This is a genomic window from Acidobacteriota bacterium, assembly GCA_035471785.1.
Taxonomy (GTDB): Bacteria; Acidobacteriota; UBA6911; order RPQK01; family DATIPO01; genus JANQFM01.
Window position 1 is genome coordinate 58278 of the sequence record DATIPQ010000086.1, and the last position, 17785, is coordinate 76062.

At 63.1% G+C, this 17785-nt stretch carries 17 protein-coding genes; 1 reads left to right on the forward strand and 16 read right to left on the reverse strand.

The window, feature by feature from the left end; genetic code table 11:
- Positions 1-27: 27 nt before the first annotated feature.
- A complete protein-coding gene (locus VLU25_12370) occupies positions 28-2658 on the forward strand; it encodes a TonB-dependent receptor (protein HSR68724.1) in 2631 nt (876 codons plus the stop codon).
- 21 nt (positions 2659-2679) lie between these two features.
- Here the strand turns inward: VLU25_12370 and VLU25_12375 are convergent, their stop codons facing one another.
- The 16 genes from VLU25_12375 to hisG form a co-directional block, all read right to left on the reverse strand.
- Complete coding sequence (locus VLU25_12375; GenBank protein ID HSR68725.1) at positions 2680-4794, reverse strand: DUF3488 and transglutaminase-like domain-containing protein; 2115 nt, start codon at positions 4792-4794, stop codon at positions 2680-2682.
- Between the two features lie 16 nt (positions 4795-4810).
- Positions 4811-6256, reverse strand: a complete 1446-nt coding sequence (locus VLU25_12380; GenBank protein ID HSR68726.1) for a DUF58 domain-containing protein — start codon at positions 6254-6256, stop codon at positions 4811-4813.
- Between the two features lie 47 nt (positions 6257-6303).
- Positions 6304-7281 carry an AAA family ATPase gene (locus VLU25_12385; GenBank protein ID HSR68727.1) on the reverse strand — a complete coding sequence of 326 codons (978 nt, stop codon included), beginning with the start codon at positions 7279-7281 and terminating at the stop codon, positions 6304-6306.
- A gap of 135 nt (positions 7282-7416) precedes the next feature.
- On the reverse strand, positions 7417-8841 hold the full coding sequence (locus VLU25_12390) for a serine hydrolase domain-containing protein (protein ID HSR68728.1): 1425 nt from the start codon (positions 8839-8841) through the stop codon (positions 7417-7419).
- A 95-nt stretch (positions 8842-8936) separates the two neighbouring features.
- Positions 8937-9416, reverse strand: coding sequence for a DUF4440 domain-containing protein (locus VLU25_12395; protein ID HSR68729.1), 480 nt, complete (start codon positions 9414-9416; stop codon positions 8937-8939).
- Between the two features lie 128 nt (positions 9417-9544).
- Entirely contained in the window at positions 9545-9673 is a 129-nt protein-coding gene (locus VLU25_12400; protein HSR68730.1) for a hypothetical protein, read from the reverse strand.
- Positions 9674-10168: 495 nt separating this feature from the next.
- Positions 10169-10558, reverse strand: a complete 390-nt coding sequence (locus VLU25_12405) for a type II toxin-antitoxin system death-on-curing family toxin (protein HSR68731.1) — start codon at positions 10556-10558, stop codon at positions 10169-10171.
- A complete protein-coding gene (locus tag VLU25_12410; protein ID HSR68732.1) occupies positions 10558-10746 on the reverse strand; it encodes a DNA-binding protein in 189 nt (62 codons plus the stop codon). The genes VLU25_12405 and VLU25_12410 overlap by 1 nt, the downstream gene beginning before the upstream one ends.
- 268 nt (positions 10747-11014) lie before the next feature.
- A complete protein-coding gene (hisIE, locus tag VLU25_12415) occupies positions 11015-11632 on the reverse strand; it encodes a bifunctional phosphoribosyl-AMP cyclohydrolase/phosphoribosyl-ATP diphosphatase HisIE (GenBank protein ID HSR68733.1) in 618 nt (205 codons plus the stop codon).
- 194 nt (positions 11633-11826) lie between these two features.
- Positions 11827-12600 carry an imidazole glycerol phosphate synthase subunit HisF gene (gene hisF, locus VLU25_12420; GenBank protein HSR68734.1) on the reverse strand — a complete coding sequence of 258 codons (774 nt, stop codon included), beginning with the start codon at positions 12598-12600 and terminating at the stop codon, positions 11827-11829.
- Between the two features lie 12 nt (positions 12601-12612).
- A complete protein-coding gene (hisA, locus tag VLU25_12425; protein ID HSR68735.1) occupies positions 12613-13332 on the reverse strand; it encodes a 1-(5-phosphoribosyl)-5-[(5-phosphoribosylamino)methylideneamino]imidazole-4-carboxamide isomerase in 720 nt (239 codons plus the stop codon).
- Complete coding sequence (gene hisH, locus VLU25_12430; protein HSR68736.1) at positions 13326-13916, reverse strand: imidazole glycerol phosphate synthase subunit HisH; 591 nt, start codon at positions 13914-13916, stop codon at positions 13326-13328. Before hisH ends, hisA begins: the two co-directional genes overlap by 7 nt.
- A gap of 103 nt (positions 13917-14019) precedes the next feature.
- A complete protein-coding gene (gene hisB / locus VLU25_12435; protein HSR68737.1) occupies positions 14020-14613 on the reverse strand; it encodes an imidazoleglycerol-phosphate dehydratase HisB in 594 nt (197 codons plus the stop codon).
- A complete protein-coding gene (hisC, locus tag VLU25_12440; protein HSR68738.1) occupies positions 14606-15712 on the reverse strand; it encodes a histidinol-phosphate transaminase in 1107 nt (368 codons plus the stop codon). Before hisC ends, hisB begins: the two co-directional genes overlap by 8 nt.
- Positions 15709-17010, reverse strand: a complete 1302-nt coding sequence (hisD, locus tag VLU25_12445; protein HSR68739.1) for a histidinol dehydrogenase — start codon at positions 17008-17010, stop codon at positions 15709-15711. The genes hisC and hisD overlap by 4 nt, the downstream gene beginning before the upstream one ends.
- Positions 17011-17785 (reverse strand): ATP phosphoribosyltransferase (gene hisG, locus VLU25_12450; GenBank protein HSR68740.1); only part of this gene is annotated, 775 nt, incomplete at its 5' end.

Sequence of the window (17785 nt, forward strand, 5' to 3'; positions counted from 1 at the left end):
GCCGATCAAGCGTTTAAGATGGGTGAGGTGGCCTTACGACAAATAGCTCTTGGGGCCTCGCTCTGGTGCTTGCTAGCCGCCGGGGTGTGGGCTGCTGAAGATCCTCCGCGACAAGAAGTTGCCAGCCGCAATGAGTCCTTCGAGGACGACCCGGCCTTGCAGGAGATCGCCGAATTGCGCATTGCTCCGCCCGGTCCTTCGGGCTCCTCGGTTTCTTTGAGCGAAGTCGTCAATCTCTTCCCGGCCCGCAAGCGGCGGCGCTTCCACGGGTCGGTTTACGAGTTCCACCGCAACGACAATCTTGACGCCCGCAATTTCTTCGATCCCGTCGGGCAGCCGCTGCCCGAGTTCAAGCGTAACCAGTTCGGGTTCAACCTGGGCACCTCGTTTTTCTCCGAGGATCTGACGCTGCTGGGCAGCTATGACGGTTTGCGCATCATCCGCGGTTCAACGCTCATCTCCCGAGTGCCCACGGTATTGGAGAAAGCGGGAGATTTTTCCGCTTCGGGCGTGACGGTGATCGATCCGATCACGGGTCAGCCGTTTCCCGGCAACCGCATTCCCCGCCAGCGGTTCGATCCTTCCGCCGTGGCCTTGATGCAGGTCTTGCCCGATCCCAACCTGAGCGATCCTGACCGCAACTACGTCAACAACCTGCCCAATATTACCAATCAGGACTCCTTCTCCATCCGGGCCGATTACCGCTTCGACGACGAATCCAAGATCTTCGGCAACTACAGCTTCAGCGACAACAACGGAAACGAGGTGGAGGAACTGCGTCCCTTCGAGACCCTGGAAAGGCGGCGCGAGCAAGAGGCCTCGGTCGACTACAGCCAGACGGTGAGTCCGCGCCTGTCCTTTAGGGGAGGGGTGTTCTTCCGCCGCACGGTCAGAAGCGAGCTGTCCGTCAACGCCGGACGGGTGGGGTTGCACGATTCCTTCGGCATTCAAGGGGTTAGTGTAAGAGGTCCGGAGGACGAGGGCTTTCCCGACGTCGAGTTGCCCGGATACGTCGATTTCGGCGATGGCGGGAGCCCCGATGCGAGCGCCAACACCCGGTTCGGCGGCGAAGTCGCGGCAACTTACGTGGCCGGACGCCATAACCTGCAGTTCGGCGGCTCCTACACCGTCATCCAGCCTCTCAACAACCGCACGGGAGACGGCATCCGGGGCGAGTTCGAGTTTTCGGGCGGGTTTACCGGAGACGCTTTCGCCGACTTCCTGCTGGGCCTCCCCATACAGGCCGAGAGGGCCAGGGGCAGCGAGCGCATCGATCTGGAGACCTACCGCTGGAGCGCCTATGTCAACGACCGCTGGCGCATCAACGATCTCTTCGATCTGACCCTGGGCCTGCGCTATGACTTCTTCCGTCCCTACCAGTCGCGGGCCGACAACATTTCCACCTTTCTGCCTCTGGAATTCGAGCCGCCCCTGAACGGACAGGTGGTGCTGGCCGGATCTCCCCAGGCGCTGGCCTTCGGGTTGGAAGACGCCGGAGAGCGCGGACTGGTCTTGCCCGACCGCAACGACTTCTCGCCCCAAATCGCCATCGCCTATTCGCCCTGGGGAAATCAGCAGTTCGTGCTGCGGGCCAACTATTCCATCGATCACGATCCGCCCCGCGAGTTCGTTTTCATCCGCAATCTGGGGCGCAACTTTCCTTTCTTCTTCTCCCAATTGGCCCGTTCCGATTCTGAGACGCCCCAGTTGCAGCTTTCCGATCCTTTCCAAAACGTCACCCAGCGCCAGCTGACTTTTCACGGCATCGAGCCCAACGCCCGCACGCCCTACATTCAAGAATGGGGCCTGCGGCTGCAAGCCGAGCCGATCCAGCGCTGGGTGGTGGAGGCGGGCTACGAAGGGTCGCGGGGATTGGGCTGGTGGAGGTCGTTGCCTTCAAACGTACCCTTGCCTGGAGAAGGCGACATCCAGCCTCGCCGTCCCAACCCCGAATTCGGGCTCTTCAACATCGAGGTTTCGGGCGGAAGCTGGTCTTACCATGCCCTGGAGGTCGAGGTAGAACGTCGGCTCTCAGACGGGTTCTCGCTGACCGCCGACTACACTTGGCAGAACAGCATGAACGACTTGACCGATAATCCCGCCAACCCGCGCAACCTGGACGCCGAGCGGGCCCTCAACGGTCCCCGTCACGTCTTCGAAATCAACTATCTCTGGGACCTGCCTCTGGGACGCAACGCCGGCGGACTGTGGGGCGCTCTGGTCAAGGGTTGGCGGATTTCCGGCATCACCCGCTTGCGCAGCGGCGGTCCCTTCAGCGTCACGGTTTCCGGCGATCCCAACAACGATGGACTCTCGGGCGACCGTCCCGACCTGGTCGGCTCCACCCGCTCCGGCTTCACGCCCAACGTGGACGAGTGGTTCGATACCTCCATCTTCGCCCCCGCGGCAGGCCCCTTCGGGACGGCCGGTCGCAACATCCTTTACGGTCCCGGCCGGCAGGTTTGGGACCTGGCTTTCTCCAAGCGGGCCCGCATCAGCGACTCCGACGTGCTGGAGTTGCGTGTGCAATTATTCAACGCCTTCAACCACGTCAACTTCGGCCTGCCCGACAGCGACTTGAGCAGTTCGGTTTTCGGAAAGATCTTTTCCGCCGACGAGGCTCGCGAGATCGAGATCGCCATCAAGTACTCATTCTGATGCGGGAAGCCGCCGTTCAGGTTAGGCCAAGGCTCGCAGGCTGCGCAGGCTTTCCTGGATTAGCGAGAAGTCCTCTTCCGAGAGCGGTTGTCGTCCGTAGCGGCTGGAGTAGTAGAGCTGGGTGATGCGGGAGGGGGCGGCTGATCCCAGGCGCCGGCCCACGCGGGCGGCGAATTCGGCCGGCGTTTCCCAGCTTTCGCGCGGCAGTCCTTTGCGTTCCAGCAGGTCCAGCATCTCCAGGTAGTACTCAGGCGCGATCTCGGCGGTGTGGCTGCCCAGGATGCGTTTCTTGAGAAAGGCCCGCAGGTAGCGGCGGTAGCGATAGGCGGTCCAGGCGGCCAGGCTCAGCAGCAGGAGCCAAAAGGAGGCCTGCAAGGCCAGGTCGTAGCGGGCGTGGATGCCCTTCCACCAGGCGCTCAGGAGCTGTTTGAGAGCTTGCGGCGTCTCCAGCAGCCAGATCAAGGCTCTGCGCAGCGAGATGATGACGGACTGGATGAGTCCGATCTGCTTCATCTGGTCGAAAGTGACGATCTCGCTCCAGAAGATGTCGAGTGCTTGCAGCAATTGGCCGGCCATGCGCACGGGATAGCTGGAAGCGTTGACGGGGGCCGGCGGCGTGGGGTCGAACTCCACCCATCCGGCTCCGGGAAAGTAACCTTCGGCCCAACTGTGAGCGTCCGACTGACGCACCACGAAGTGTCCGCTCCACTCGTTGTACTCGCCCTTGCGGAAACCGTTGACCACCCGCGAAGGAATCCCCAGCGTCCGCATCATGACGGCCTGAGCGGTGGCGAAGAACTCGCAGTGTCCGACCAAGCCCACGAAGAGAAAGTGGGTGAGTGGATCGTCGGCCAGGGCCGAGCGGTTTTCCAGCGAGTAGCCGTAGTTTCCGCGCAGGTATTCCTCGATGAGCAGGGCCTTGCCCAGGTCGCTGCGTTCGCCGAAGGAGATGTCTTGGGCCAAGTCGCGAATGCGGCTGTTCAGGTTGGGAGGGAGCTGAAGGTAAGGCCGCATGAATCGGTCCGGCAGGCGTCCTTGGCGGGCGGCGTTGATGCGCTCCCGGTGCGAGATGAGGTCGGAGAAGACGGTATAGGATCCCGGCTGGGCGCTGGCCCGGTAGAGGTTGAGCGACTGGTCGTAGAAGAAACGCTGGAAGCGGGCTCCGCTGCGCAGCGCCACCGCCGGCGAGGCGCCGAAAACCATGGGACTGGGCAACTCGGTCACCACCCGCTGGCGCAGCAGGTCTTCCTGGGACCGCCGCGATCGCGGGACCAGAAAGATCTGGTCTTCTTCGCTCCACCTGAGGCGGTCGCGGTTCTGGCTGGGATTGACCCATCCCCGCCCTGTAAACCCGGAAAGGGTGATCCCGCGCCATTTCAGGTCTGGAGGAAGCTCGCCGGGCGGACGGTCGACCTGCACCCTCATGACGGTGGCCGAGTTTTCAATGATGCGTCCCAGGTCGCCCAGATTGACGTGATCGGAGAATCCGCTCAGTTGCTGGTTGGGGTTATGGTCGGGCGGAAAGAATCCCAGGCTGGTGCGAGGAATAAGTACGAAGATGGGGATGGCGATAAGTGCGATCAGCAACGCCACCCCCGCCGTCATTTTGAGATAGCTGGTCAGGGAAAAGGCGGCTCCCGCATTGTCGCGGTAAGCCCTGCGGCTCTCGAAAAGCAGCAGGGTGAAGATGGCCAGCGTCACCCAGATCATCAGAGAGGCCAGAAAAACGGCGGAAATCGTGTAGGCTGAGGCCACCAGCAGGAATCCCAGCGAGATGAGATAGACGATCGAGTAGTCCTTGTCGTTGCTTCTCCCATAGAGCTTGAGCAATCCCGCCAGCAAGAGCAGATGAACCGTACCCTCCACGAAGCTGGAGAGCAGCAGGTAGTCGAGGAGCATGAAGAGCACTACCGCCAGCAGCAGCAGCACCTGGCGTCCAAGGGAAAGCGGACGCGGACCCATCTTGTAGCTGAAGAACACCAGCGGCACCACCATCAGCCCCAGGGCCAGGCTGACGGCCTGAGAGACTACCAGCGTGGCGAATCCGCACAGGAAGAGCAGGCAGGTGGCCAACTGGAAGGTCTGCTCCTGTGACCAGGCTGATTCGCTGTAGCGGTTTCCGTTGCGGCTCAACATGGGCTCAACCAGTTTCTCACACTCCCGCCCCAGGTCGCGGCTTAAACGCTACAGCCCTTGTGGGCGAGGACTCGGGGCTGTCGTCAGCATCTTCTTGGCGGGCCTTATCGGCCTCTTCGTCCCGCGCCGAGACCTCGTCGGCATCGGCTGAGGCCAGCGGAGGCAGCCGCAGGTAGTCGATGCAGGTCAGGCCATCGCTTTGCTCGCTTTTGCCGGCGGCGAAGAGAATGGCGGTCCCTTCAGCCTCGTAGGCCCGCAGCCGTTTGCGGGAGGCGGGCGCAACTTGAGAAAGATACTGCATGAGCGCTTCGTACTCGCCAATCGACCCCTTGAGCACCGACTGGTATTCTCCCGAGTCAAAGCTAAAGCGGCGGCCCCGCAGGTAGAAACGCTCGGCCAGCGAAGCGATGCAGCTCACCGCGTCCTCGAAGCAGCGCAGCGATTCCTGGTCGCGGGAGGGCAGATAGGTGGAAAACATCACTTTGAGAGGACGGTCTTCATCGCGGGCGAAGTCCTTGACCATCAACTGCCCCTGCTTGGCGGTAGCCTTCCAATGAACGAAGCGGGCCATGTCTCCGCTGCGGTAAGGACGGATGTTGTAGAGGGAGCCGCCCAGTCCCTTGCGGTTGCTTTCGCGCAGTCCTTCACGCAGCAAGGGAAAGTGCATCCACAGGGCGTCCAGGTCGATGCGGGCGGGATAGACGATGACCTGCCCCTGCACCTCCATGGAGCGTCCGCGGGTGAAGAATCCGAAGGGAAAAGAGGTGTGAACCTGGAAGCGCTCCACCGTGTAGACGCCGCGGTTGGGAAAGCGGCAGTCGACGCGGAGGCTGGCGTTCCCTCCGGGAGGAATGAACGGGAAAGCGGTTTCCTGCACTTCGGCCGAGCCCTGGCCGCCGGCTAAGGAAAAGCGTCCGCTGAGGTGGAGGGCGAAAGTGGGCAATCGCTTCTTGAGGTTCTCCAAGGACAGAAAGAAGATCACCTTCTGGCGGGCGTGGATGGCCGCCGGAAGGTTAAGGCTGACCTTGAGCTTGCGCAGCATGGCGTTGGCCACCATTCCCGACACGATCAGCGAAGCCAGCAACACCGAGAGCACCAGAATCAGCAGGTTGTTTCCGGTATTGAAGGAAGCGAAGGCGATGGCCAGCACGGTGAGCAGGTAGAGAGCTCCCCGTTGAGTGACGCGGAAGGTATGAGCTGTGCGGAAACCCTCTCCCCGCATCTTCTGAATCAGGCGCGGTACCAGGGTCACGCACACCACCACGGCCAGCAGCAGGGCCAAAATGGCCAGGACGCGCGACATGCGGAACTGTCCGTTGCGGTTGGCATAGTTGCTGAAGACGGCCAGCAGCACGGCCATCAACAGATAGAGAGCGGGGAGGATGACCGAGCGCAGGCTGCGCCTGGAAGCGGAAGCCTCCTTCTGCTGGGACGCTTGGCCTGCTGTCTGGGCGGATTCCACGGGGCCTCCTCGCCGTTTTCGCGGGAAAGCGTTGCCTGGGATGATTTTCAGAGTGGCACCGGGATTTTCTTGAGCAGGTTCTCGATCACCGATGCGGCTTCCTGGCTGTCATCCAAGGGTGACGAGTACTTGGGGGAGACGGTCACGCGGTGGGCGAAGACCGGAACCACCAGGTCCTTGATATCGTCGGGGACGCAGTATTCGCGTCCCGCCAGGTAGGCGGCCGCCTGGGCCGCCCGGTAGAGGGCCAGGGCTCCCCGCGGACTGATGCCCAACTGCAGGTACTCGCTTCGCCGGGTGGCCTCCACCACCGCCATCAGGTAGTCGAGGAGTTCTTCCGAGAGCTGCACTTTGTCGACCGCCTGCTGGGCCGCGATCACTTCTTCAGCCGTCATCACCGGAATCAGTCGGTCGGCCATCTGATAGGTGATCTGGGAGCGCAGGATCTGCTTTTCGTCCTCTCGTCCGGGGTAGCCGATGCGCAGCCGCATCATGAAACGGTCCACCTGCGATTCGGGCAGCGGATAGGTCCCGTGGTGCTCGATGGGGTTTTGGGTGGCGATGACGATGAAGGGCTGGGGCAGGGAATGGGTGCGGTCGTCGACGCTCACCTTGCCTTCGCTCATGGCCTCCAGCAGGGCGCTTTGGGTCTTGGGCGTGGTGCGGTTGATTTCGTCGGCCAGCACCACGTTGGCAAAGAGCGGGCCCTTGCGGAATTCGAACTGGCGCTCCAACTGGTTAAACACGGAAACGCCGGTGAGGTCGGAGGGGAGCAGGTCTGAAGTGAACTGGATGCGCTGAAACGTGCAGTCGAAAGAGCGGGCCAAAGCATGGGCCAAAGTGGTCTTGCCCACGCCCGGTACGTCCTCGATGAGCAGGTGCCCCTTGGAGAGCAGAGTCACCAGCGCCAGGCGCACCACTTCGTGCTTGCCCCGGATGACTTTCTCGACCGAGGCTTGCAGGGCTTCCAGCTTATTGGCGAGTTCCCTTTCGGCGGCCAGTGTGCGCACTGACTTAGGATACATTTTCAACCCGTCTCCGTTCAATCGCAGCGGACAGCTTTTCCCGATGGGTCCACCTATTCAGACGTATCGGTTTCGGCGAGAGTTCCGATGAGGAGGGAATCGGGGATGGCGCATGCTGCCGTCAGCCTGGCCGGTTCACTCCACCCGGCGGTGGATGCGTCCGCCCATGCGCAGCCAGCCGATGGAGCCGTCCTCGAGGCGGATGACGTCGGCGGTGGAGCCCTTGCGGGGACCCTCCAGGACGACCAGTCCGTCTTCGCGGTAGAGCCCCACGGGAAAGGGCGGCCGCGGCGGCGGAACGGGCGCCTCGCGGTTGGGGAATCCTCTCTTGGGGATGAGCTGGGCCAGCAGTTTGCCGTCATTCAGCGTGACCACAACGTCGGAGAATGGGCGTACGTAGCGTCCGACGTACTGGCGCAGGCGCTCCTCTGCGGCTTCGATAGGCTCGGGGTCGGTTACGGTCAATCCCAGGAACGACTCCAGGGCCGCCCGGCGGATCTGGCGCGTGAGCTGGCCGCCGCCTCCGGCGTTGGTGAGCAGTGCGAAGGCGAAGCCGCGCTCGGGGACCAGGGTGAGCATCGAGATCTGTCCCAGCGTGCCGCCCCCATGGGAGACCAGGTCGACTCCCTCGACGCTGTCGACATGCCAGGTGAGCGCCATGCGGGCCTGGGACCCGTGCTTGGTGAGGATGGGCCGGTGCATGCGCTGCAGGGCTTCCGCTGCCAGGACTTCGGGTGCTTCGATTTCGCCCAGGTGGAAACGGGCATAGCGCAGCAGGTCGCGGACGCTGCAAGCCAAGGCGCCGGCGGCGGCTGCGTAGCGTCCTATGGGCCAGGGGCGCAGCACGCGCGCTCCCGAGGAGCCTGCGCCGTGGCCGACGGCGAATCGATGGGTCATCACGTCCGCCGGGCGGATGAAGCATTGCTCCAGTCCCAGCGGATCGAGCACGTGCTCGTGCAGTGCGTCCTCGTAGGTGTCTCCGGTGACGGCCTCGACAACGTGTCCCGCCACCACGAAACCCGAGTTGTTGTAGGACCAGACCGTCCCCAGCGGGGCCAGTTGTTCCACCTCAGCCAGCGCCTCGACGTAGCGGGCGGACGCATCGTCGCCCTCGCCGTATCCCTCGAAGACGTCGCCCTCCCATCCGCCTACGTGGGTGAGCAGGTCGCGGACTGTGGCTTTCTCGCTGGCCTCCGGGTCAGAGACGCGGAAGTCGGGCAGGTAGCGGCGAACCGGCGCGTTTAGATCGAGCTTGCCTTCTTCAGCCAGGCTCAGGAGCAGGGTGCCGGTGAAAGTCTTGGTGATGGATCCGATCTGGAAGAGGGTCTCGTCGGTAACGGTGAGAGGATGATCGACGTTGGTGACGCCCAGGCCCCGGGTGAAGCGCCGGCCCTGGTACATGATGCCGAGGGCCGCCCCCGGCACCCCCAGGCTCTTCATCTCAACCGCCGTCATCTCCGCCAATTCATCGAAACGTGCGTCCAGATCGGCGGGACTGGGGTTCTGCTGGGCCAGGGCCGCCGTTCCCATCACCGCCGCCAGCAGCGCCACGGCTACCATCCGCTGCGGCAAACTTGCACACTTAGCCTGCAGGCACACTTTGACCCCCTTTGCCATCTCGCATCTCCCGTTTGCTGGACCGATTCGACGACCCGCTACTCGGACTCGTCTTCGCTCTCTTCAGCAGCGGGCGGCATGCTGTTGGAGTTGAAGATATCGATGTAGAGCTTCCACGCTCCGCCTTCGTCCTGCTTCCACACCACTACGTACTTGCCTTCCTCCAGCACAGGCTCATCCTGTCCGGGAGGATTCAGGTTCATCGAGAACTGGCCGACATCTACCGCGACCTGGCCGTGAATCTCGAGTTTTTGAATGGTCAGCGTCATGTCCGAGGGGCTCGCGCTTGCGAAAAGATCCGCGAAGAACTGCCGAATGGCCTCGCTTCCTTGAGCGGCTGGCGCGCCCTGGGGCATAAGCGTGGCGTCTTCGCTGTAGAGTCCGACAAGCGCATCCGGATCATGGTTGTTGAAGGCCTCAGCGAACTGGCTATTGACCGCATCGAGGGCCTGCCTGACTTCCGCAGGATCCAGCCCTTCTTCCTCCGCCGGCGCCGCACACCCCGCCAGCAGCAACATCGCGCAAATCCAAGCAACGTACCTCATAGTGCCTCCCCCTTGGGTTGAATTTTGTTTAGGAATTGCTCTGAGGCCCGATGCTAGGCCATTGCGCCGCCCCTGTCAACGGGATTTGGATCGGTTGCGTTTCAGGCCCTGGGCTGGCGGCGTTCCAGTCCATAGAAGATGGTTCCGATGGCGGCGAAGGCCAGCAAGCCGAGGTCGGCATTGCCCAGGGAGAGATAGACCCACTGGATGAGGGCATAGAATCCGGCCACTGCCAGCACAGTAGAAACCAGCGCCGAGAGAACCGGGCCCCCCGGTGCGCTCGAAGTAGGTGGCCAGCCGGGCTAGGGTGATGACCACGGCGGCCATGGCAACCCCGGCCAGGATAAACATCCAGGGTCCCCACCGCCCCAGCGGCGCCAGCGCCGAGGGCAGCGCATAAATCCCGGCCCCGATCATGCTGTTGAGCACAATCAGCCCGGCCCCCCCCCCGATAGCCCGAACCAGCCCTTCAGCCTGTCCTGAATTCCCTGATCCTGCACCGCCCATCCACGGCCCGCCTTCCCGCCGCGGCTCTCCGCGCTTCGGATTCTATTCCTCCGATTCGCCCTCCGGTTGCGCAGTAATCCAATGCAAACCAAAGTGGCATACTTCATCACACAAATCCCCCGTTCAAGAGTCGAGCTGGTTCGGTCAGGCGATGCTAGGCGATCTCCGCTTGCACGTCAACGCACACCCCAGAACACTCGATGGACCATCCTTCTCTCTCAGCCGGGGACTTCAACAATGCACTTCGTGACCCATTTCAGAAAGTCGTTTCGCCCCATCTCGCTGGCCGCAACGGCCAGAATGACCTTTTCAGCCTCGTCGACAGGGCTTCTCAGCTCGTGGCCGTTGAGGAACAGAAAGGTCTCCAGGGCTGCGTGTCCGATGCGCTTGTTGCCGTCCAGGAAAGGATGATTCTTGATTAGAGAGAAGCCGAGAGCGACGGCTTTCTCTTCCAGGGTTTGGTAAAGGTCTTCGCCGCCAAAGCTCATGTGAGGCTGGGCCACGGCGGACTCCAGTGCTGCCGCATCGCGGATTCCGTGAATCCCGCCGCTCTCCTCGATAAGTTGTTGCTGGAGATGCTGGACCTCGCGGAGGGTGAGGAATCGCATCAGCTCAGGCGGCGGTACAGTTCGCGGTTCTTCTTCAGCACGTAGTCCGCTGCCGCTTCGAAGTCGGAATCCATGCGGCCCAGAAAATCGCGGATAGCGGCCGCCGCAAGATCGGCCGGTTTCACCTTGAGCCGATCAGCCTTCTCCGCCAGCTCACGCTTCTGCTCCTTCGTCAGCGGCACTTCCATGGCTTTACCTCCAAGTGAGCAGTATAGCACCGGTGGTCCGGCAAGAATGGCAGAGATCCTATGGGCGACTGATGCGCTTCGTACCTCTGATAGAATCAGGCGATTCGTTCAAGATATTCTCCTTGAGGTTCTTACGATGTTTGATCCAATGACCGCCTCTTTACTAGGTTTCGTTCTCGGCAAGGCCACTGAGAGGGTGATCGTGCCTGCTCGCGAACATTTACTCTAAGGGACTCTTCAAGAAGGTGAGAAGCTGGGCAAGAAGAGACTATTTCGGGTGGCGGCGGTGGGAGAGGGTGGTGGCGACATCTGTCAGGGAGAGGCCGCGGGAGCGGAGGAGGACGGTCAGGTGGTAGAGGAGGTCGGCGGACTCTTCGATGGTGCGGGATTCTTCTTCCAGGGCTGAGACGACGACTTCGACGGCCTCTTCGCCGACTTTTTGGGCCATCTTGGCTAAGCCTGCTTCGAAGAGAGTTGTAGTGTAGGAGTCGGGCGGTCGGTCGCGGTGGCGTTGTTGGATGAGGCGGTCGAGTTCGCCCAGGGACTCCAAGGCGGTGTGGTCGGCGTCCTGGCCGAAGCAGGACGTGCGTCCGGTGTGGCAGGTGGGGCCGGCGGGTTCGGCGATGACCAGCACGGCGTCGTTGTCGCAGTCGGGGCGGATTTCTATGAGGGTCAGGGTGTTGCCCGAGGTTTCGCCCTTGGTCCAGAGTTGGGCGCGGGAGCGGGAATAGAAGGTGACCTGGTTGGTGTCGAGGGTTTTTTGCAGGGCGTCACGGTTCATGTAGGCCAGCATGAGGACGCGTCCAGTGCGGGCGTCCTGCACCACGGCGGGGATGAGGCCGTTCATTTTGTCCCAGGCCAGGGTATTGATGAGGCTTTTGGTCATTTGGAAGATCTCGCAGCCTAGTTTATTGCACCCTTAAAGGGTTTGTTTTCCCTGGGATCTGAACCCAGGGTTCTGCCCTTGCTGCGCTTCGCTTGCCGCGGGCGCCACCCTGGGCTAGTGAATTGCCCGCCTTCAGCGAGCTCGGACTCTCGTTCAACACAAATAGCACCTGCCCTCATTCGCTTCTGCCAGCATCAACTCGCCTCCCGGATGGGGCGGATGGGGATTCCGTGGCGGGAGAGGTAGTCTTTGACTTCGGCGATCGAGTGCTTGCCGTAGTGGAAGATGCTGGCGGCCAGGACGGCGTCGGCTTTGCCGTCGCGCAAGCCCTCTAACAGGTGTCGGGGGGAACCGGCGCCGCCGGAGGCGATGACGGGGATGCGCACCAGTTCGGAAACGCGGCCTAAGAGGTCGAGGTCGTAGCCGTCCTGGGTGCCGTCGCGGTCCATCGAGGTGAGAAGGATTTCGCCGGCGCCCAGCTCTTCGGCCTGGACGATCCACTGCAGGGCGTCGGATCCGGCGTCGCGGCGGCCGCCGTGGGTGAAGACGCCCCAGGAGTCGTCCTGGCGCCGCTTGGCGTCCACGGCCACGATGATGCATTGCGAGCCGAAGGCCCGGGCCCCTTCGCGCACCAGGTCGGGATTTTTGATGGCGGCCGAGTTGATGGATACCTTGTCGGCTCCGGCGCGCAGCAGTTCACGCATGTCGTCGAGCGACTGGATGCCTCCGCCCACGGTGAAAGGGATGAATATGGATCGCGCCACCCGCCGCACCCATTCCAGCATGGTCTTGCGCTGCTCGTGAGTGGCCGTGATGTCGAGGAAGACCAGTTCGTCGGCGCCTTCGTCGTAGTAGCGGCGTCCCAGCTCCACCGGGTCGCCGGCGTCGCGGATGTTGACGAAGTTGGTGCCCTTGACGACGCGTCCGGCGTCGACGTCGAGGCAGGGAATGATGCGGCGGGCTAACATGAATACCTCCGGTTAACCTGCATCAGCCCACTCCTCCAGCGAGTAGTCGCCTTCGTACATGGCGCGGCCGACGATGGCGCCGGAGACGCCGGCTTGTTGCAGGCGGGTGACGTGGGCGGGGGCGCTGATGCCTCCGGCGGCCAGCAGCAGGACGCCCGTCGGCAATAGTTCGCGCAGGCTCTCATAGGTGGCGTAGTTGGGCTCCTGCAAGGTGCCGTCCGAGGCGATGTCGGTGCAGATGATCTCGGGGAAGCCCAGCTTCTCGATGCGCTCGACGGCCTGTTCCAGGGTCACGTCGCTTTCCTCCAGCCATCCGTGGCTCTTCAGCTTGCCGTCGCGCAGGTCGAGGCTGGCGATAAAAGAGGACTCGCCCCAGCGCTCCATCCACTGGGCCACCGTCTTGGGATCTTCCAGTACCGAGGTGCCCAGGATGAGGTAGCTGACCCGGCTGTCGAGCAGTTGCTGGACGTCGCTTCCGCTGCGGATGCCGCCTCCCGTCTGGACGCGGATCTTCACCCCCCGCGCGATCTGGCCGATGACCTCGCGGTTGACCCCGCTGCCCTCGCGGGCGCCTTCCAGGTCGATGACGTGGATGCGCCTGAAGCCCGCCGACTCGAAAAGCCTGGCTTGGTCGACGGGCGCTTCCGAGTAGGTCCGCTGCTGCTGGTAGTCGCCCTGATAGAGCCGAACGCAGCGTCCCCCGATCAGGTCGATGGCAGGTATGACTAGCATTTCACCTCCAGGAAGTTTTTGAGCAGGCGCAGACCCTGGGTGCCGGAGCGTTCTGGGTGGAATTGGACGCCCCAGTAGTTGTTGTGGCGCAGCGCCGAGCAGAACGGGCCTCCGTAGGTGGTCTGCCCGATGGTGCCGGGCTGCAAGGGGACGAAATAGCTGTGCACGAAATAGAAATAGGCTCCCGTCCCGATGTCTTCGAAAAGGGGGTCGTCGCGCGTGATTTGAACCGCGTTCCATCCCACGTGGGGGACCTTGAGGCGGCTGGAGTCGAAACGGTGGACGGTGTCGGGCAGCAGCTCGAGAAGTTGAGCGTCTTCCTCTTCGCTGCGCCGGAAGAGCAGTTGCAGTCCCAGGCAGATGCCCAGGAAGGGCACCTTGAGTCGGAGAATGACGTCGTCGAGTTCCTGACGCCGCAGCGAATCGCAGGCGGCCCCGGCGGCGCCCACTCCAGGCAGGATCACCCGGGAAGCCCGGCTCACAACCTCGGGGTCGCCCGACATCTGGAAGTCCTGCTCCAGATGGGTGAGGGCATTGGCCACGTTGTAGAGGTTGCCGGCTTCGTAGTCGATGACGACGATCATCGCAGCCTCCGGCCCGGCAACTGACAACTTGCAAAGACCAAGTCCCAGGCGCAGATGCATTCGGGGAGACTTGTGAGTTGCAAATCGGGAGTTGGGCGTTGCGTCAGCATAGCGTTCCTTTAGTGGACGGTATTTCCTGTCCCAGGCGCGGGTCGGGTTCCAGGGCGGCGCGCAGGGCTCGGGCGAAGCATTTGAAAATGGCCTCCACCCGGTGGTGTTCGTTTTCTCCGCTGTCGAGCAGGCGGATGTGCAGGTTCATGCCCGCCTGGTTGGCCAGCGAGGCGAAGAAGTGGTTGACCATCTCGGTGGACAGGTCCCCCACCTGCTCGCGCTGAGGGCGGTAGTCGCTGGCGAAGGCATAGCGCCCTCCCAGGTCGAGGGCCACCTGGCACAGCACCTCGTCCATGGGCAGGATGAAGAATCCGTAGCGGCGGATGCCCCGCTTGTCGCCCAGCGCCTCCCGGATGGCCTGTCCCAGCCCGATGCCCAGATCCTCGGTCAGGTGGTGGTCGTCGACCCCCAGGTCGCCGGCGGCGCTCACCTTGAGGTCGACGAGGGAGTGCTTGACCAGCAAGTCGAGCATATGGCTGAGGAATCCCAGCGGAAGATCGATTTGGGACTCGCCGCTGCCGTCCAGGTCGAGGCGCAGGCCGATCTGGGTTTCGCGGGTCTGACGGCTGATTTCAGCGCTACGCATGGTGTCCTCCTGGGGGCTGCCTGCCTTGGCTGGCGGCGGCCGTCGCAGACTCGGGAGCCACCAGACGCCTGAACTCGTGGAGGAAGAGGTCGTTTTCCTCGGGACGTCCGATGCTGACGCGGATGGTGTCGGCCAGTCCGGGCATGGAAGAGCGGTCGCGCACCACCACTCCGCGCTCCAACAGCTTGCGGCAGAGCAGAGAAGCGTCCGCCACCTTGAAGAGCAAAAAGTTGCACTGGGAGGCGAAGATGGGTCCCACGGCCGGGATATTCTGCAAGGCTCTGCGCAGGCGGCTCCGCTCGCTGAGGATTTTCTCAAGTCGCGAGGGCCCTTCCTGCAACGCCAGGACGCCCTGGCGCTGGGTCAATGCATTGAGGTTGTAGGGAGCTTTGACCTTGCGGAAGTACTCGATGATTTGCGGCGAGGCCAGCGCATACCCCAGGCGGATGGCGGCCCGTCCGAAGGCCTTGGAGAGGGTGCGCATAATGACCAGGTTGGGATGCGCGCGCACTTGAGCAGCCATCGACGGCCGGTCGGCGAACTCGACGTAGGCCTCGTCCAGCACCACGATCTTGCCCCAGTCGCGGCACAGCTTGAGGACCTCTTCGCCCTCCAGCAGGTTGCCGGTGGGGTTGTTGGGCGAGCATAGAAACGCCACCCTGGCTTTCCGGGGCGCCTCTTGCAGATAGCGTGAGGCCGAGAAGCTGAAATCCTCGCCGTGCAGGCTGAGGCCGACCGCCTCCACCCCCATGATGTCGGCCTGCACCCGGTACATGCCGTAGGTCGGCTCCAGGATGGCGGCCAGATCCTTGCCCGGCTGCAGGAAGACCTTGAAGATCCAGTCCAGCACTTCGTCTGATCCGGCGCCGGCCAGGACGTTGGGGGCGTCCAGCCCGACGTAATCGGCCAGCGCCCGCCGCAGCTCGGCCTGGTTGGGGTCGGGATAGCGGTTGAGTTGGATGCCGTCCTTGAGGACCGGGTAGGGATTTTCGTTGGCGTCCAGCAGCACCCCGCTCTGAATGCTGTCGCGTGCCGACTGATAGGGCTTGAGGGTGCGCACGTTGGGGCGCACCAGGGCATTCAGGTCGAAAGAACTCATGGCGCCCCTCCGTCCTGTTCGAGGCGCAGCGAGACGGCGCGCCGGTGGGCTTCAAGGCCTTCCACCCGGGCCAGTTGCTGCAGGGTGGGCGAGAGAGCCTCCAGTCCACGGCGCTCGATGCGCTGGAAGGTGATTTTCTTGATGAAGCTGTCCAGAGAGACTCCCGAGAAGGCCCGGGCGGCGCCCGAGGTGGGCAGGGTGTGGTTGGTTCCCGAGGCGTAGTCTCCGGCCACTTCGGGCGTCCAGGGACCCAGGAAAACCGAGCCCGCCGAGAGGACGCATCCGGCCCAGCGCTCGGCTTCGCGCAGGTTGAGGATGAGGTGCTCGGGGGCGTATCGGTTGCTGAACTCGATGGCCGATTCAAGGTCGTCGCAGAGGACGGCGAAGCTCTGCCGAAGCGCATCGGCGGCCAGTCCCCGGCGGGGAAGCTCCTCGAGTTGGGCGTCGAGTTGCAAGGCCACGCCGCTGATCAGCTCTTCGCTGTCGCTCACCAGCACCACCTGCGAATCGCTGCCGTGCTCGGCCTGAGAGAGCAGGTCGGCGGCCACGAAACGGGCCTCTGCCTCCTCATCGGCCACCACCAGCACTTCGCTGGGACCGGCCGGCAAATCGATAGCCGTCCCGTACTGAAAGGCTACCAGCTTGGCCGACTGCACCCAGCGGTTGCCGGGTCCGAAGATCTTGTCCACGCGGGGGACGCAGCCCGCGCCCAGCGCCAGGGCGGCGATGGCCTGGGCTCCTCCCAGCTTGTAGACGGCGTCGGCGTCGATCAGTTCGGCTGCGGCCAGGACTTCGGGAGCCACCGAGCCGTCTTTGCGGGGAGGCGAGCACATCACCACCTGAGCGCATCCCGCCAGCCGTGCCGGGACACCCAGCATCAGCACCGAAGAGGGCAGGGGAGCGGTTCCCGCCGGGATGTAGAGTCCGACCCGCTCGATGGGACGCGTCTCTCTCCAGCACTCGATGCCTTCGCCGATGTCGACCCGGGGCTCTTCCCAGGCCTGCACCTTGTGAAAGGAGCGGATGTTGTCGGCAGCGCTGCGCAGGGCTTCCCAGGTCTCTTGCGAGACTTCTCGCAGAGCTTCCCGCCTCTCCCCGTCGCTGACCTCGATCTCGTCCAGCTCCACGCCGTCGAAATCGCGGGTGAACTGGCGCAGCGCGTCCTCGCCCCGGCCGGCCACGGCCTCGAAGATATCCTGGCAGCGGCGCATGATTTCGGCGTCCTGCAGCGGATTGCGCAGGCACAGCCGCTCAACGTCGCCGTCGCTCAGGTCTCGCAGTACGTATCGTTTCAACATTCAGAGCACCATTTTCTCGACCGGCACCACCAGGATATCCTCTGCGCCTGCTTGCTTGAGCCGCTCGATGACGTCCCAGAAGTCCTCTTCGGGGACGGCCGAGTGGACGGCCGACATGTCGTCATGGGCCAACGGCATCACGGTAGGCGACTTCATGCCCGGCAAGATGCCTTCAACCTCTTCAAGCTTGGCGTTGGGCACGTTCATCATCACATACTTGGTGTTACGGGCCTTGAGCGTACCCCGGGCCCGCACCCGCAGCCTCTCGATCAGCTCGCGCTTGCGCGAGTCCTTGAAGGAGTCGGGATTGCCGATCAGCACCGCCTCTGACTGCAAGATGGTCTCGATGGGCTCCAGGTCGTTGAGGCGCAGGGTGCTGCCGGTGGACACCAGGTCGCAGATGGCCTCGGCCACGTTGAGGCTGGGAGTGATCTCCACCGATCCGCTGATCTTGACGATCTCGCAGTCCAGTCCGCGTTCTCGCAGATAGCGTTGCAGGGAGGATGGGTAGGAAGTGGCGATGCGCTTGCCATTGAGTTGCTTGACGTCGCTGACGCCCGAGCGCTTGGGTACGGCGATGCACAAACGGCATCCAGAAAACCCAAGCTTTTCAAGCTGGACCACGTTGGAGTCGTACTCGTGGACGATGTTGAGTCCCGCGATGCCCAGGTCGGTGACTCCTTCCTCGACATATTCCGGAATATCGTCGTCGCGCAAAAAAAGCAGATCCAGCGGGAAGTTGGTGCAGGTGGAGAAGAGCCGTCCGTCGTAGTAT

What these genes read in the sequence shown, in the direction of transcription:
- VLU25_12395 (HSR68729.1), bottom strand. Translation starts at nt 9,416, where the DNA reads ATGTTGCTGCTGGCGGGGTGTGCGGCGCCGGCGGAGGAAGAAGGGCTG.
- hisIE (HSR68733.1), bottom strand. Translation starts at nt 11,632, where the DNA reads ATGACCAAAAGCCTCATCAATACCCTGGCCTGGGACAAAATGAACGGC.
- VLU25_12385 (HSR68727.1), bottom strand. Translation starts at nt 7,281, where the DNA reads ATGTATCCTAAGTCAGTGCGCACACTGGCCGCCGAAAGGGAACTCGCC.
- hisA (HSR68735.1), bottom strand. Translation starts at nt 13,332, where the DNA reads ATGCTAGTCATACCTGCCATCGACCTGATCGGGGGACGCTGCGTTCGG.
- VLU25_12375 (HSR68725.1), bottom strand. Translation starts at nt 4,794, where the DNA reads ATGTTGAGCCGCAACGGAAACCGCTACAGCGAATCAGCCTGGTCACAG.
- VLU25_12405 (HSR68731.1), bottom strand. Translation starts at nt 10,558, where the DNA reads ATGCGATTCCTCACCCTCCGCGAGGTCCAGCATCTCCAGCAACAACTT.
- VLU25_12410 (HSR68732.1), bottom strand. Translation starts at nt 10,746, where the DNA reads ATGGAAGTGCCGCTGACGAAGGAGCAGAAGCGTGAGCTGGCGGAGAAG.
- VLU25_12390 (HSR68728.1), bottom strand. Translation starts at nt 8,841, where the DNA reads ATGGTAGCCGTGGCGCTGCTGGCGGCGGTGATGGGAACGGCGGCCCTG.
- hisC (HSR68738.1), bottom strand. Translation starts at nt 15,712, where the DNA reads ATGAGTTCTTTCGACCTGAATGCCCTGGTGCGCCCCAACGTGCGCACC.
- hisF (HSR68734.1), bottom strand. Translation starts at nt 12,600, where the DNA reads ATGTTAGCCCGCCGCATCATTCCCTGCCTCGACGTCGACGCCGGACGC.
- hisD (HSR68739.1), bottom strand. Translation starts at nt 17,010, where the DNA reads ATGTTGAAACGATACGTACTGCGAGACCTGAGCGACGGCGACGTTGAG.
- hisH (HSR68736.1), bottom strand. Translation starts at nt 13,916, where the DNA reads ATGATCGTCGTCATCGACTACGAAGCCGGCAACCTCTACAACGTGGCC.
- hisB (HSR68737.1), bottom strand. Translation starts at nt 14,613, where the DNA reads ATGCGTAGCGCTGAAATCAGCCGTCAGACCCGCGAAACCCAGATCGGC.